Genomic DNA, 14,201 nt, shown 5'->3' with positions numbered 1-14,201 from the left:
TCTCGGGGCGATGGATCCATTCTTGTTGCCAGAGAGGCAGGATTCACGGTCGGGCAGCGACATAGGATGGTGAATATGCGACAGGACCCGATCGCGCCGATCGGCTACAACCCGCCGGAGGGCAAGGCCGGCGAGGTCGAGGCGACGACGGTGGCCCGGATGCTGGAGCGCGCGGGCGCCGCCGAGTTCGTGCACGTGCAGCGGCCAGAGTTCCACTTCCTGCTCAACCCCCGCCGCGGCCACGCCCACCACATGCTCGACTTCACCGACTACGACCTCGAGCCCGGTGGTGTGCTCTGGGTGCGTCCGGGGCAGGTCCAGCGGTGGGACGACCTGACGGCGTACGACGGCGAGGTGCTGATCTTCCCCGCCGGTCTGCTCGACCCGGTCACCGCGCGACTGACCGAGGCCGACGCACCCGCCGGCGCCTGCTGGTGGCCGGCCGCCGACGCCGAGGCGGCAGGTGCGACCGCGGCGATCGACGCGATCGCGGCCCTCGCGGCGACCCCGACGGTGCGCGAGCTGCGGGCGCCGGCGCTGACCCACCTACTGTCGGCGCTGCTGCTCCGGCTGACCGCCCAGGCCCGCACCCGACCGGGCGCGCCGTCGGGCTCCGAGCCGTGGCTCGCGTTCCGCGACCTGCTCGACGCCGAGCACGCCCGCCACCACGACGTCGCCTGGTACGCCGACCGCCTCGGCTGGTCCCCGCGCACCCTCGCCCGCGCGACGGCCGCCGCCACCGGCCGCACGCCCAAGCAGCTCATCGACGAGCGGGTGCTGCTCGAGGCGCGTCGGCTGCTGGCCCACTCCGACCTCACGGTCGCGCGGGTGGGCGAGAGCCTCGGCTTCGACGACGCGTCGAACTTCGGCGCCTGGTTCCGGCTGCGGGCGGGGGAGACGCCGGCTGCGTTCCGGGCCGGGACTAGATAGACGTGCGGTGGAAGTTCTGGAAGCTGCGCGACGGCGTCGGGCCGCGCTGGCCCTGGTAGCGGCTGCCGTACTTCTCCGAGCCGTACGGGTGGTCCGAGGGCGAGGTCAGCTTGAAGAAGCAGAACTGGCCGATCTTCATGCCCGGGTAGAGCTTGATCGGCAGGGTCGCGACGTTCGCGAGCTCGAGCGTCACGTGGCCGGAGAACCCGGGGTCCACGAAGCCCGCGGTCGCGTGGGTGAGCAGGCCGAGCCGGCCCAGCGAGCTCTTGCCCTCGACGCGCGCGGCGATGTCGTCGGGCAGGCTGACGACCTCGTAGGTCGATCCGAGGACGAACTCGCCCGGGTGCAGGATGAAGGGCTCGTCGCCGTCGGTCTCGACCATGTGGGTGAGGTCCGACTGGTCGGCGGCCGGGTCGATGGCGGCGTACTTGTGGTTGTCGAAGACCCGGAAGAACCGGTCCAGGCGCACGTCGATCGAGGACGGCTGCAGCATCGACGGGTCCCACGGATCCATCACGATCCGTCCGTTGTCGATCTCACCGAGGATGTCGCGGTCGCTCAGCAGCACGGTCGTAACCTACCCGCATGGCATTCCAGAGGTACGTCGCGCTCGGCGACTCGTTCACCGAAGGCGTCGGCGACCCCGACCCGGCCCGTCCCAACGGTCTGCGCGGCTGGGCCGACCGGGTCGCCGAGGCGCTGGCCGTCGACAACCCCGGCTTCGGCTACGCGAACCTCGCCATCCGCGGGCGCAAGCTGCCCGCGATCATCGACGAGCAGGTCGACGCGGCCGTGGCCCTGGGCCCCGACCTGGTGACCATCCACGGCGGCGGCAACGACGTGCTGCGGCCCAAGGTCGACCTCGACGCTCTCGCCGCCCGCTACGACGAGGCCGTCGGCCGGCTCTCCGGCACCGGTGCCAAGGTCGTCATGTTCACCATCGCCGACGTAGCCGACAGCGCCGTGTTCAAGCCGATCCGCGGGCGCTTCGCCATCTTCAACGAGTGGGTGCGCGAGATCGCCGACAAGCACGACGCGCTCGTCGTCGACATGTGGCGGATGCGGGGCTGGAGCGTCGCCGAGATCATGGACGAGGACCGGCTCCACCTCAACCCGGTCGGGCACCAGTCGATCGCGATCGAGGTGCTCGACACCCTGGGTGTGCAGCACGACCTGCAGCCGCTGCCGCCGATCGACAGGCCGGTCCTGACGCCGCGCCAGCAGCGCGCCGCGAACCTCGCGTGGGCCCGCACGCACCTGGGCCCGTGGGTCCACCGCCGGGTCACCGGCCGTTCGTCGGGCGACGGGGTGGAGCCGAAGCGACCCACCTTCGCGCCCATCGGTTGATCTGGAGCGGATGACGAGGCTCGAACTCGCGACATTCAGCTTGGGAAGCTGACGCTCTACCAACTGAGCTACATCCGCACGCACCGGTCGGCGTGGACCGCCGGGGCGGGATGGATGCTACCCCACGACCGAGGTCGTCGCGCGAGCCGCCCGCACGGATCGCTCAGCCGTCTCCTAGCCTCGCTCGGCCTCCATCAGGAACCAACGGGTCGGGGCCTCGAACTCGCCGGGCCCGTAGCGGCGTACCAGCGCCTCGGTGGCGAGCCGGGTCGCGCGGTCCAGATCCAGGGTGGGGTGCGCCTCGATCTCGGCGCGCAGCGGGGTGCCGTGGCAGTAGGCGATCGCACCGGTCTCGCCGGTGCAGCGGCTGGTGCCGTCGCCGGGCTCGGTGAACACCTCGGCGAAGCCCGCCTCGCGGAGCTCCCGGCCGAGCAGCTCGGTGTCGTAGTGGCCGTGCGGGGTGCGGGCGAGGAAGTCGACCGGACCCTCCGGCCCGGCTTCGCGCAGGGCCTCGGTGACGGTGTGCGCGACGCCGTTGGTCTCGATCCGGTCCCACACGGTGAAGAGGAGGTGGCCCCCGGGGCGCAGCACGCGGGCGGCCTCGCGGAACCCGCGCACCCGGTCGGGGAAGAACATCACGCCGAACTGGCACACGACCAGGTCGAAGCTGTCGTCGCCGAACGGCAGGTCCAGCGCGTCGGCCACCTGCCAGGTGATCCGCGGTGACGGCACGAGCTCCCGGGCCGCCGCCAGCATCGGCTCGTTGAGGTCCGACGCGACGATGCGTACGCCGACCAGGGGCTCCAGCAGGCGCGTGGCGACGCCGGTGCCAGCAGCCGTCTCCAGCACCTCGTCGGGACGCAGCACCTCGGCGGCGTGGGCCAGGTGCCGGGCCGGCTCCTCGAAGATCAGGGGGACCATCAGCCGCTCGTAGACCTCCGGGACGGATCCGACGAAGGCGGTGTCGGGATGCTCGTCAGCGACCATGGCGCGATCGTAGATTGGCGGACGTGACCACATCGAGCGTCGAGGACTTCCGCGCGCTGCACCGTCCCGGCGCCGGCTTCATCCTTCCGAACGCCTGGGACGGCGGATCGGCGCGGATGCTCGAGCAGGCCGGCTTCGCGGCGATCGCGACGACGAGTGCGGGCATCGCGTTCAGCCGCGGCCGCCCGGACACGGGGATGCCGCGGGACGAGATGCTCGAGGAGATCGAGCGGATCGTCGCTGCGGTCGGGTGCCCGGTGAGCGCCGACCTGGAGTCGGGCTACGGCCCGCGCCCGGAGGACGCGGCGGCCACGGTCGCCGCGGCGGTCGAGATCGGCGTCGTCGGGTGCAACCTCGAGGACGCCGGCCCCGATGGTCTCCTCGACGTCGAGGACGCGGTCGAGCGCCTGGTCGCCGTACGGGCCGCGGCGCCCGCTGACGCCCTCGTGCTCAATGCGCGCACGGATCCCTACATGACGCGCCACCCCGACGCCTTCGCGGAGACGGTACGACGGGCGCACCGCTACCTCGCCGTGGGCGCCGACTGCATCTTCGTGCCGGGCGTGAGCGATCCCGACGTCATCGCGCGCCTCGTCGCCGAGATCGGTGCGCCGGTCAACGTCGTCGCCGGCCTGACCGACCCGATCGTGCCGGCCGATGCCCTGCGCGAGGCCGGTGCCGCCCGGATCAGCGTGGGCGGCACCCTGACCCGAGCGGTGCTCACGCTGGTGGACCGGGCGGCCCGGGAGATGCTCGACGACGGCACCTTCGAGTTCGCGAAGGGCCTCATCTCCTACGGCGACTTCCAGTCCCGCTTCGCGGGTTCCTGAGCGGTCGCGCTGTCGGTGTGACGCGACATGATCGTCGGGTGACCCCCGCCGAGATCGCCCGCCGCCGCATCCACGCCCACGGTCTGGCCGCCCCGTCGCCGGCCACCGCGGAGGAGATCGTCGGCCGGCTCGTCGCGATGCAGGCCCAGGACTACCGGGGCGGTCTGTGGTCGGTCGGCGCCCGCAGCGACCACCTCACCGAGGCCGACGTCGAGACCGCCCTGGCGGAGCGACGGATCGTCCGCACCTGGCCGATGCGCGGGACGCTGCACCTCGTGGCGGCCGCCGATGCCCGGTGGCTGCCGGCGCTGCTGGGTCCGCGCGCGAGCCAGGCCGCCGCGGGCCGGCGTCGCGGCCTCGGTCTCGACGACGCCTCCGTCGCGCTCGTGCGCGATGCCTGGGAGGCCGCGCTCACGGGTGGCCAGACCCTGGGGCGGCCGGAGCTGTTCAAGGTGATGGACGCGGCCGGGGTCGACAGCGGCGACCAGCGCGGGCCGCACCTGCTGCGCTACTTCGCCGAGCAGGGCGTGCTCTGCTTCGGGCCGCACGCGGGCAAGCAGCCGACGTACGCGCTGATCGAGGAGTGGTGCCCCGACGCTCGCGTCCTCGACCGCGAGGAGGCGCTCGCCGAGCTCGCGCTGCGCTACTTCACCGGCCACGGGCCCGCGACGATCGACGACTTCGCCGGCTGGGCGTTCCTCACGAAGGGGGACGCGAGGGCCGGCCTGGCCGCGGTCGGCGCGCAGCTCGACAGCGCGGAGGTCGCCGGCCTCACCTACTGGTACGCCGACGGCCCGGACGCACCCAGCGGCACCCAGCTGCTGGCCGGCTTCGACGAGTACGTCCTCGGCTACAAGAACCGGTCCGCCTTCCTGACGCCGGAGATCTTCGACGCGGTGGTGCCCGGCGGCAACGGGGTCTTCCGTGCGACGGTCGTCGACGACGGTCAGGTCGTCGGCCTGTGGACCGCCAGGAGGCTGACCCGCCGCCAGGTCGTGACGGTGACCGGGTTCGAGGGCCGCAAGCCCCCGCGACCGGCCGCGCTGAAGGCCGCGCTCGGCAGGTACGCCGACTTCTGCGGCGTACCCACCGAGCTGGGGTGAGGGTCGCCCTCGGTCGGGGCATCCCGACGCCACCTCACTCACGTGTGAGTGAGCCGGATTCACTCACACATGAGTGAGGTCCCGGACACGGGTGGCGCGGACCGGCGGGAGGTGCGGCGGATGCGCAGGCAGAATGGGCCGGTGACGTTCAACGGTTTCCCGGTCGCGGCCCTCGACTTCTACGACGACCTCGAGGTCGACAACACCAAGTCCTTCTGGGATGCCCACAAGGACGTCTACAACGAGGCCGTCAAAGCGCCGATGGTCGAGCTCACCGACGCGCTGGCGCAGGAGTTCGGCACCGCGAAGGTGTTCCGCCCCTACCGCGACGTCCGGTTCGCGAAGGACAAGACGCCGTACAAGACCCACCAGGGCGCGTTCGTCGGCGTCGGCCCGGCGACCGGTTGGTACGTCGAGGTCGCCGCACCGGGTGTCCGCGTGGGTGGCGGGATCTACGAGGCGTCCGGCGAGCGGCTGGCCGCCCTGCGCGACGCGATGGCTGAGGAGAAGACGGCCAAGGTGCTCGAGCGGATCCTGCGCGACCTCGAGCGGGGCGGCTACGAGGTGACCGGCGAGCGGCTGAAGTCCGCGCCGCGTGGCTACGACAAGGACCACCCGCGCATCGAGCTGCTCAAGATGAAGACCGTGCTCGGCATGCGCTCCTACGGCTTCGAGCCGTTCGTCCACACCGCCGAGCTGCTCGACCGGGTCCGCGACGACTGGCGCCGCCTCCGCCCCCTCGTCGACTGGGTCTCCTCCGCCATCGCCTGATCACGCCCTGATCACACCCGGGCGAGGACCTCGCCGTGCAGGATCGACAGCCACCCGTCGGGGGCCTCGACCCAGCGGCGCCAGCCCGCACTGATCCGCTCCAGGTCGGCGCGGGTGGCGAGGCCCGTCTCCAGCACCTGCATCGCCATCGCCGACTCCAGGATCCGTGCCTCCCACATCCCGCCCCACCACTCCCGGTCGGCGGGGGTGGCGAAGCACCAGGTGCTCGAGGTCGCGGTGACGTCCTCCAGCCCCGCAGCCTGTGCCCATGACAGCAGGCGCCGGCCAGCGTCGGGCTCGCCGCCGTTTGCCCTCGCCGCGGCCTGGTAGAGGTCCATCCACACGTCCAGCTCGGGCAGCCGCGGGAACCAGCAGAACGCCGCGTAGTCGCTGTCCCGCGCGGCCACGATGCCGCCCGGCTTCGTCACCCGCGCCATCTCGCGGAGCGCCTGCACCGGGTCGCCGACGTGCTGCAGCACCTGGTGGGCGTGCACGACGTCGAAGGTGTCGTCGGCGTACGGCAGGGCGTGGACGTCGGCCTCGTCGAAGGCGATGTTCGTGACGCCCCGCTCGGTCGCCGTGGCCCGGGCCAGCGCGACCTCGGCCGGGCCGACCTCGGTCGCGGTGACCGAAGCGACGTGCTGCGCCAGGTCGGCGCTGATCGTGCCGGGTCCGGCGCCGACGTCGAGCAGGGTGTCGGTCGGACGCAGGTGGGGCAGCAGGTACGCCGCGGAGTTCTCGGCGGTCCGCCAGCGGTGGGAGCGCAGCACCGACTCGTGGTGCCCGTGGGTGTAGGTGGCCATGGCGCTAGCCTCGGTGCACCGCGTGCGTGCTGGAAGACCGCGTGCTTCCTAGGAGTCGCGCACCCACCCTGCGCGGCACGAGGAGGACGATCGTGAGCGAGCTCGGCGCCTTTCTGCGGGCGCGGCGGACCGACGTCGCGCTCGAGCCGCTGCAGCCCTCGCTGGGCGCGCGCCGGGTCAGCGGGCTGCGCCGTGAGGAGGTCGCCGCCGCGGCAGGGATCAGCGTCCATTACTACACGCGGCTGGAGCAGGGCCGGGAGACGAACCCGAGCGACGCGGTGGTCCACGCGCTCGCCGCGGTCCTCCGGTTGGAGCCGGACGCCGTGGAGCACCTGCACCGGTTGCGCGCGGGTGCGAGCGAGGTGTCACCGGCGGGGCTCGACCCGGACACCGGGGCGCGGATGCAGTCGCTCGTCGAGGCAGTGCGCCCGAATCCGGCGTACGTCCTGGACCGGCTGAGCAACGTGGTCGCCGCGAATCCCGAGGGCCTGGCGGTCTTCCCCGGCCTCGCCGACCTGCCGGCGGCCGAGCGGAACACGTGCCGCTACCTGCTCACCGATCCCCGGGCCCGCGACATCTTCCGCGACTGGGAGGACATCGCCCGCGGGGCCGTCGCCCACCTGCGCGCCGCCAACGCCACCGACCTCAACGAGCAGGGCCTGCGGCTGTTCGTCGCGGAGCTGTCCGCGCTGAGCCCGCTCTTCGCCGACTGGTGGAACGGGCACGTCGTGGAGCGCCGACGGTCCTCCATCCAGCGCATGACGGGCCCGGAAGGCACCGAGGTCGCCCGACGGTACGAGGTCCTCCACCTCCCCGACGAGCGGCTCCGGATGACCCTCTGGTTGCCGGCCTGACGGAGACTCAGGCCCTGGTGAAGCTGGCCATCGTGCGCTCGGGCTCCCAGAACGCCTTCATCGACTTCACCCGGCCGTCGTCGTCGACGACGTAGACCATGATCAGGTCGGTCGTGGTGGACGAGCCGTCCGGGAAGGACGTCCTGATCCGGCCGATGTTGGCGCAGGTGTTGGAACCCGGGTTCGCGAACGAGTCGTTGATCTCGAACTCGAAGGTCGCGATCGGCGCGATCGCCTGCTCCCAGAACGCGCTGATGCCCGCGTGTCCGTGGTGGCCCTTGCCCTCGGGGTCGAACATCGAGGGGCCGACCGGGTCCTCGAGGACCGCGTCCTCGGCGTACACCATCAGCCACTCGGCCAGGTCGCCCTTGGCGACGGCGGAGTAGGACCGCTGGGACGCCGCGCGGGCGGGGTGCGGGTCGTTGGGCGCGTTCCAGGTGATGGCGTCGGAGGTGATCACCCCGTCATCGTACGGCGCAGGTAGAACATGTTCTAGTAATGGTCGGTCACCGACGGTTCACCCGCTGCTCACCCGCGCGCGCCACGATGGCGCCATGCCGAAGAAGCGCGCGGCCTGGATCCACGTCGGAGTGCCCGGAGCGGGCGACGTCCTCGAGCCCGCGCTCGTCCACCACCGGCGAGCGCTGCGCGAGCTGGGCTTCGCGTCCGTCGCCCACACGACCGACGAGTCGTTCCGTGCGGCGGTCGAGGTGCTCGACAGCGGCCCGGAGTGGGGGCTGGACGTGCCTGCCGGCGAGCTCGCCGGGCTCGTCCACCGCGGCACCAGGTCCAAGGCCCACCTGATCTTCAGCCAGCCGATGCTCGCGGCCGCCACGGCTCCGCAGATCGACCGGCTCGTCGACGCCTTCGCCGAGCACCAGGTCAACGTCGTCGTCACCGCCGGTGGCGACGACGACGGCGAGGTGGCCGACCGCTGGCTGCGCGCCGTACGCCGCCCCGAGCGGCTGCACGTCCTCGAGGTCGACGGCGCCAGCCCGCGCTGCACGTGGCAGGCGTTCGGTCGCGTCGCCGGTTTCGGTACGGCGTCCCTGCCGGTCGACGGCGTCCCGCCGGTGGTGCCGCGGTGCGACTCCCTGGCCCACGCCGAGCGCGAGCTGGAGCGCCTCGCCCGCCGCAACGCCGCGCTCGAGGCCCAGGTCGCCGAGCTCGAGCGGAAGCGCCGCAAGCTCAAACGCCGCCTGCGGGCTGCCGGCTAGGTGACGGTGATCGTCAGCGGGGCGGCCGCGGACCCGGCGTACCCCGCGACGTCGACGATCCGCAGGGTCCACGTCCCGCTGGCTCGCGGCGCGACCCGGGCCGAGTAGGTCCCGGCAGCGACCGTGGTGGTCAACGTGACCAGCGTCGGCGTCGTCGCCCCGGCGGCCGTGAAGTAGACCGACACCTTGATCCCGCCCGCGGGCTGGGTCGCGCCGGCGTACGTCTTCGTGACCGTGCCGGTGAACGTGACCGTGCCGCTCAGCGCGACCGAGCTCGCCGAGGAGGTGGCGGTCGTGCTCGTCGTCCAGGTGCCGGCTGTGACGGTGCCGACGGCGGCCGAGGCCGCGGGCTGGCCCGGCACCTCGGTGAACCCGACCGAGAGCGCGCCCGAGACCCTCAGCGCCAGCGCCATGGTGTAGGTGCCGGACGCCGTCGTCGTCGCGGTGCCGATCTTGACGGGTGCGCCGCCGGTGGGCGTCACGTAGACCCCGACCGGCTTGCTGGCCAGCGGAGTGGTGGTCGAGCCGGCGACCTTCTGGAGCGTGCCGCTCACGTGGATCGTGCCGCCGTAGCCGACGTCGGTGGCGTCGACGGACCCGGTGATCGCGGTGTCGGGCAGCGTGACGGTCACGGTCCCGGCGGTCGCCGTCGCGGCGGCGTACCCGACCGAGGCGGCGAGGCCGACCGAGATCGTGCCGGACACGGTCGGCTTCGTGACGGTCGAGAAGCTGCCGTCGGCAGCGGTCGTCGCGGTGCCGAGGGTGACCGCGGCGCCGGTCGCGGGCGTCAGCTTCACGACCAGCTTCACGCCCGCCGCGGCGACGGGCGTCCCGGCCGCACTCGCGGTGAGGCGGCCGGACACCGTCACCGGGTCGGCGTCGTAGGTGGCGGTGTCGTCGATGCCCGCGGTGAGCGCGGTGGCGCACGTGGCCGGCACGGCGACGACCGTGGCCGGCCCTCCGGCGGAGTACACCGTGCCCGCGGCCGTCCTCGCGCGGTACGTCGTCGCCACCGTCGCCGTCTGGCTGTTCGCCGCCACCCCGTCGACCGTCGAGGTCGCGGTGCCGGCCGCACCGGCGGTCGTCGTGGTCGTCGTGGCCGTCTGCTTGGTGAACGCGGTGGTCAGGCCCTTGATCGGTGCGCCGCTCGCGGTGTCGGCGACCGTGGCCCGCAACGCGAACGGCGCTCCCGCGCAGACGGCTGCGTTGCCGCCGTCGGCCGGCTGCTGACCGGCCGCGCCGAGAGCCAGCGTCACCGGTCGGGCGGTGCCGGAGGCGAAGGTCAGCGGGCTGGTCACGCTCTTCGTGGCGCCGGTCGAGTCGGTCAGCGTGACCGTCACGGTCGTCGCCGACGTGGTCGACGCGTTGCAGGTGACGTCGGTCTGCAGGCCCGTCGGGCTGCTGAACGAGCAGTCGGTGCGAGCCGACCTCCACTGCACCGCGGTGATCGTGCGCCCGGTGGGGAGGCTCGGCGCCACGCTGGCCTGGGTCGCCAGACCCGGTACGGCGGGGTTGTTCACCGCGATCGTCGCGCCCAGGACCGTCGGGGCTCCGGCCGTCCCGCCTCCGGTGCCGTCGCCGCCGCCGATGAGGAAGCGTGAGTCCGCCGCGTCCCAGTGCCCGTCGAGGTAGCTGCCGGGATCGGCGTACGTGGTGAAGTAGTCGTCGCTGTTGCAGTCGTAGAAGTACTCGTGCTCCGGCGTGCAGACCTGCACCATCGTGTGGGTGCCGCCGTCGGCGTAGCACATGGTGTCCGACTCGTCCCAGCAGTGACCGGCGTGCGTGGAGTGCGGCGCGGTGTTCTGCACCCCGCCCAGCATGTGCATCAGCTCGTGCGCCTCGACGGAGTGCTGCGTGGCGCCGTCGCCGAAGCCCCAGCAGCCCGAGTCGATGCGCGCGTACTGCGGGTAGTAGCCGTTGTTGGGGTTGTCCTGGCCGGCGCCGTCGCCCGGGTAGAGCGTCGCGATGCCGCACTGCGAGGTGGCGTCGGTCCACATCAGGTACTTGCGGGTCGGGTCGGTGTAGCCGAGCGCCTGGATCGCCGAGATGGTCGCGTTGAACGACGCGAGTGCCCCGCTCGGCACCGTCACGTTGAGCACCTTCGCCACGCAGCCGCCCGATCCGGGCTCGGTCACGTAGCGGAGGTGACGTACGCCGCCGGTGAGTGCGGCGGAACGGTTCATCACGTCGTCGACGCCCGCCGCCCAGAGCTGGAAGCTCGACTGCAGGGCCGCGAACCGGTTGGCCCGACCGGCCTCCACGACGTACATGGCCTGGATGCGGTAGCCCGACGTACCGTCCCCCTCGCAGGGCACGAGCGGGCTGCTGGCCGCGACCGATGAGGGCGCGGCAACACCGAGGTCCTGCGCCACGGCGTACGCCGTCGGGCCGGCGCCCTCGCGGTCGCGCAGCTCGCTGGTGCTCACCGGGACGCTCGGGTCGACGCCCGGCGGCGGCTCGTCCTCGTGCGCGCAGGCGCCCGGGAGGACCGACGCGACCCGGTCCGTGAACGCGCACCACCCGCCGTTGTGGGAGTCGGCGTGCCCGGGCAGGGTCACGAACGCCCAGCACGCGACCACGATCGCGACGATGTTGAGACCGAGCAGCCGGCGAGACGTCACGGCGCCACCTTCCTGGCGGGGCCGACCGGTCGCATCCGTGCCACCGGCGCGTCACAGAGGACGCACGGCCGATGGGGCCCTGATCGACAAGGAACGCATCGACCTGAGCACACAAGGCCTGCCGCCATGCCAGCGAACCCCGGGAGGCACCGATCAGCGGCGACGGGCTCGCGCCAATGTCAGTGCGGCGCCCAGGCGTCGTCGTCGAGGGTGCGCGCCTTGACCTCGTCCGGCAGCGAGCCATCGGCCAGCTGCTGGATGGAGACGTGCTCGAAGACCTCGCGCAGCGAGCTGCGGGCGGCGATCCAGACGTGCTGGAGCACCTCGGCCGACTCGTTGTAGCTGACCGCCTCCGGACGCAGGCCGTAGACCGAGACCAGCGGGCCGTCGACGGCCCGGATCACGTCGGCGACCGAGACGTCGGAGGCCGCGCGCGCCATCCGCCAGCCGCCGGACTGGCCGCGCTGGGAGATGACCACGCCCGCCCGGCGCAGGTCGGCCAGGATCGCCTGGAGGAATCCGTGCGGGATCTCCTGGAGACGACCCAGCTCCTCCGCGCTGACGGCCCGGCCGTCCTTGCGGGTCGCCATCTCGATCAGGGCGCGCAGCGCGTAGTCGGACTTGGCGGAGACTCGCATGGGGCCAGTCTGTCAGATTTCTCGATCGGTTCAGTCGACCTAGTGCACGACGCCGCCCGGCGGGTGAGCGCGACACGGTGTGACGATCCCCGCTTGCTTGGTGTTAGCACGGCTCGTATCATTAAGTTACTGACCAGTAGCCCCCATGGAATGGGGTCGATGAGTGAGGAACACGAAGTCGTGAGCCACTACAAGAGCAACCTGCGTGACATCTACTTCAACCTGTTCGAGGTCTTCAAGGTCCAGGACTACCTGGGCACGGGCAAGTTCGAGGAGATGGACGAGGACACGGCGCGCGAGATCATCTCGGAGGTCGAGCGCATCTGTCGCGAGGACCTCGCCGAGTCGTTCGCCGACGCCGACCGCAACCCGCCGGTCTTCGACCCCAAGACCAACACCGCCCCCGTGCCGGCGAGCTTCAAGAAGTCGTACGACACCTGGATGGAGGCGGGCTTCTGGAGCCTGCAGACCCCCGAGGAGATCGGTGGCACCTCCGCCCCGGCGTCGATCGTGTGGGCGACCGCCGAGCCGATCCTGGGTGCGAACACCCCGATCTGGATGTACGGCGCCGGTCCGTTCTTCGCCAAGGTCGTCTTCGAGAACGGCACCGAGCGCGACAAGCGCATCGCCGAGATCATGGTCGAGAAGCTCTGGGGCGCCACGATGGTGCTGACCGAGCCCGACGCGGGCTCCGACGTGGGTGCGGGCAAGACCGTCGCCACCCCGAACGAGGACGGCTCCTGGAACATCTCCGGCGTCAAGCGCTTCATCACCAGCGCCGAGTCGGACCTGCAGGAGAACATCATGCACCTGGTCCTCGCCCGCCCGAAGGGCGTCGAGGGCATCGGTGGTCCGGGCACCAAGGGCCTCTCGCTCTTCCTCGTGCCGAAGTACCACTTCGACCACCACACCGGTGAGCTGACCGGCGAGCGCAACGGCGCCTACGTCACCAACGTCGAGCACAAGATGGGCATCAAGGTGTCCAACACCTGCGAGGTCACCTTCGGCGACCCGCAGATCGGCGGCGGCGAGCCGGCCAAGGGCTGGCTGCTCGGCGAGGTCCACGACGGCATCGCCCAGATGTTCGACGTCATCGAGAACGCCCGCATGATGGTCGGCACCAAGGCCATCTCGACCCTGTCGACCGGCTACCTCAACGCCCTCGAGTTCGCCAAGGAGCGCGTCCAGGGCCCCGACCTCACCCAGGCCGCCGACAAGACGGCCCCGAAGGTCACCATCACGCACCACCCCGACGTCCGTCGCTCGCTGATGACGCAGAAGTCGTACGCCGAGGCCATGCGCGCCCTGGTCTTCTACACGACCAGCTGGCAGGACAAGGTCATGCTGGCCGAGCCCGGCTCGGACGAGGCCAAGCAGGCCGTCGCCGTCAACGACCTGCTGCTCCCGATCGTCAAGGGCTACGGCTCGGAGAAGTCGTGGACGCTGCTCGGCACCGAGTCGCTGCAGACCCTCGGCGGCTCCGGCTTCCTGCAGGAGTATCCGATCGAGCAGTACGTCCGTGACGCCAAGATCGACACCCTCTACGAGGGCACGACCGCGATCCAGGGCATGGACTTCCTGTTCCGCAAGATCGTCAAGGACCAGGGCGCGGCGCTCGGTGTCGTCAACGGCCAGATCGACGCCTTCGTCAAGGACGAGGCCGGTTCGGCCGAGCTCAAGGTCGAGCGCGAGCTGCTCGCGCAGGGCCTCGCCGACGCCGGTGAGCTCGTCGGCCTGGTGATCAACGACCTGATGTCGGCGGCCACCGAGCTGAAGAACATCTACAAGGTCGGCCTGAACACCTCCCGGGTGCTCATGGCGATCGGTGACGTCGTCTGCGCGTGGCTGCTGCTGCGCCAGGCCGAGGTCGCCCTCGCCGCCCTGCCGGCCGCGACCGGTGCGGACAAGTCGTTCTACGAGGGCAAGATCGCGGCCGCGAAGTTCTTCGCCGCGAACGTGCTCCCGAAGCTGACCGCCGAGCTCGCGATCGCCAAGAACGTCGACCTGGGTCTGATGGACCTGGACGAGGCTGCGTTCTGACGCACCCCCGACGTACGACGCCCGTCCGGTCCTCCGGGCGGGCGTCGTCCTTTTCGGTCA

The 14,201-nt window shown here is 71.7% G+C and carries 14 protein-coding genes and 1 tRNA gene; 8 read left to right on the top strand and 7 right to left on the bottom strand.

Annotated elements, in window-relative coordinates; translation table 11 throughout:
- Nucleotides 1–75: 75 nt before the first annotated feature.
- Entirely contained in the window at nt 76–930 is an 855-nt protein-coding gene (locus ACYVAQ_RS07325) for a helix-turn-helix domain-containing protein (protein ID WP_460787855.1), read from the top strand.
- On the opposite strand, the gene dcd is transcribed toward ACYVAQ_RS07325, so the two are convergent.
- Nucleotides 923–1,498 (bottom strand): dCTP deaminase, encoded by a 576-nt coding sequence (dcd, locus tag ACYVAQ_RS07320; protein ID WP_460787854.1) that lies wholly within the window; start codon nt 1,496–1,498, stop codon nt 923–925. The genes ACYVAQ_RS07325 and dcd overlap by 8 nt on opposite strands.
- Before the next feature lie 17 nt (nt 1,499–1,515).
- Between dcd and ACYVAQ_RS07315 the strand changes: the two genes are divergently transcribed.
- On the top strand, nt 1,516–2,277 hold the full coding sequence (locus ACYVAQ_RS07315; protein WP_460787853.1) for an SGNH/GDSL hydrolase family protein: 762 nt from the start codon (nt 1,516–1,518) through the stop codon (nt 2,275–2,277).
- Nucleotides 2,278–2,279: 2 nt separating this feature from the next.
- Here ACYVAQ_RS07315 and ACYVAQ_RS07310 read toward each other — a convergent pair.
- Together ACYVAQ_RS07310 and ACYVAQ_RS07305 are read right to left on the bottom strand one after the other, a co-directional pair.
- Nucleotides 2,280–2,355, bottom strand: a tRNA-Gly gene (locus tag ACYVAQ_RS07310).
- A gap of 96 nt (nt 2,356–2,451) precedes the next feature.
- The gene (locus ACYVAQ_RS07305; protein ID WP_460787852.1) at nt 2,452–3,264 is read right to left on the bottom strand and encodes a class I SAM-dependent methyltransferase; all 813 of its coding nucleotides are present in this window, start codon (nt 3,262–3,264) and stop codon (nt 2,452–2,454) included.
- A gap of 23 nt (nt 3,265–3,287) precedes the next feature.
- Here ACYVAQ_RS07305 and ACYVAQ_RS07300 point away from each other — a divergent pair, with 23 nt between their 5' ends.
- From ACYVAQ_RS07300 to ACYVAQ_RS07290, 3 genes are all read left to right on the top strand, one after another.
- Entirely contained in the window at nt 3,288–4,094 is an 807-nt protein-coding gene (locus tag ACYVAQ_RS07300) for an isocitrate lyase/PEP mutase family protein (RefSeq protein ID WP_460787851.1), read from the top strand.
- A 38-nt stretch (nt 4,095–4,132) separates the two neighbouring features.
- Nucleotides 4,133–5,197, top strand: coding sequence for a winged helix DNA-binding domain-containing protein (locus ACYVAQ_RS07295; RefSeq protein WP_460787850.1), 1,065 nt, complete (start codon nt 4,133–4,135; stop codon nt 5,195–5,197).
- A gap of 141 nt (nt 5,198–5,338) precedes the next feature.
- Nucleotides 5,339–5,968: a DUF2461 domain-containing protein gene (locus ACYVAQ_RS07290; RefSeq protein WP_460787849.1), complete on the top strand. Its 630-nt coding sequence runs from the start codon at nt 5,339–5,341 to the stop codon at nt 5,966–5,968.
- An 11-nt stretch (nt 5,969–5,979) separates the two neighbouring features.
- Here ACYVAQ_RS07290 and ACYVAQ_RS07285 read toward each other — a convergent pair whose 3' ends face one another.
- Entirely contained in the window at nt 5,980–6,771 is a 792-nt protein-coding gene (locus ACYVAQ_RS07285; RefSeq protein WP_460787848.1) for a class I SAM-dependent methyltransferase, read from the bottom strand.
- Nucleotides 6,772–6,863: 92 nt separating this feature from the next.
- Between ACYVAQ_RS07285 and ACYVAQ_RS07280 the strand changes: the two genes are divergently transcribed.
- Complete coding sequence (locus ACYVAQ_RS07280) at nt 6,864–7,625, top strand: helix-turn-helix transcriptional regulator (protein ID WP_460787847.1); 762 nt, start codon at nt 6,864–6,866, stop codon at nt 7,623–7,625.
- Nucleotides 7,626–7,632: 7 nt separating this feature from the next.
- On the opposite strand, the gene ACYVAQ_RS07275 is transcribed toward ACYVAQ_RS07280, so the two are convergent.
- On the bottom strand, nt 7,633–8,085 hold the full coding sequence (locus ACYVAQ_RS07275) for a nuclear transport factor 2 family protein (protein ID WP_460787846.1): 453 nt from the start codon (nt 8,083–8,085) through the stop codon (nt 7,633–7,635).
- Nucleotides 8,086–8,179: 94 nt separating this feature from the next.
- Here ACYVAQ_RS07275 and ACYVAQ_RS07270 point away from each other — a divergent pair, with 94 nt between their 5' ends.
- Nucleotides 8,180–8,842 (top strand): hypothetical protein, encoded by a 663-nt coding sequence (locus tag ACYVAQ_RS07270; RefSeq protein ID WP_460787845.1) that lies wholly within the window; start codon nt 8,180–8,182, stop codon nt 8,840–8,842.
- Here the strand turns inward: ACYVAQ_RS07270 and ACYVAQ_RS07265 are convergent.
- The gene (locus ACYVAQ_RS07265) at nt 8,839–11,463 is read right to left on the bottom strand and encodes a hypothetical protein (protein WP_460787844.1); all 2,625 of its coding nucleotides are present in this window, start codon (nt 11,461–11,463) and stop codon (nt 8,839–8,841) included. The genes ACYVAQ_RS07270 and ACYVAQ_RS07265 overlap by 4 nt on opposite strands.
- 179 nt (nt 11,464–11,642) lie before the next feature.
- A complete protein-coding gene (locus ACYVAQ_RS07260) occupies nt 11,643–12,101 on the bottom strand; it encodes an RrF2 family transcriptional regulator (RefSeq protein ID WP_460787843.1) in 459 nt (152 codons plus the stop codon).
- Nucleotides 12,102–12,281: 180 nt separating this feature from the next.
- On the opposite strand from ACYVAQ_RS07260, the gene ACYVAQ_RS07255 reads away from it, so the two are divergent.
- Nucleotides 12,282–14,141, top strand: a complete 1,860-nt coding sequence (locus ACYVAQ_RS07255; RefSeq protein WP_460788096.1) for an acyl-CoA dehydrogenase — start codon at nt 12,282–12,284, stop codon at nt 14,139–14,141.
- Nucleotides 14,142–14,201: the final 60 nt, after the last annotated feature.

The sequence above is a fragment of the Nocardioides maradonensis genome (assembly GCF_054777115.1).
The sequence above is the reverse complement of the archived record's forward strand: the minus strand, read 5'-3'. Positions and strand labels throughout refer to the sequence as shown.

Excerpts from the sequence above, each read along its gene's own strand:
- ACYVAQ_RS07305 (WP_460787852.1), bottom strand. The coding sequence starts at position 3,264 with ATGGTCGCTGACGAGCATCCCGACACCGCCTTCGTCGGATCCGTCCCG.
- ACYVAQ_RS07260 (WP_460787843.1), bottom strand. The coding sequence starts at position 12,101 with ATGCGAGTCTCCGCCAAGTCCGACTACGCGCTGCGCGCCCTGATCGAG.
- ACYVAQ_RS07285 (WP_460787848.1), bottom strand. The coding sequence starts at position 6,771 with ATGGCCACCTACACCCACGGGCACCACGAGTCGGTGCTGCGCTCCCAC.
- ACYVAQ_RS07315 (WP_460787853.1), top strand. The coding sequence starts at position 1,516 with ATGGCATTCCAGAGGTACGTCGCGCTCGGCGACTCGTTCACCGAAGGC.
- ACYVAQ_RS07270 (WP_460787845.1), top strand. The coding sequence starts at position 8,180 with ATGCCGAAGAAGCGCGCGGCCTGGATCCACGTCGGAGTGCCCGGAGCG.
- ACYVAQ_RS07325 (WP_460787855.1), top strand. The coding sequence starts at position 76 with ATGCGACAGGACCCGATCGCGCCGATCGGCTACAACCCGCCGGAGGGC.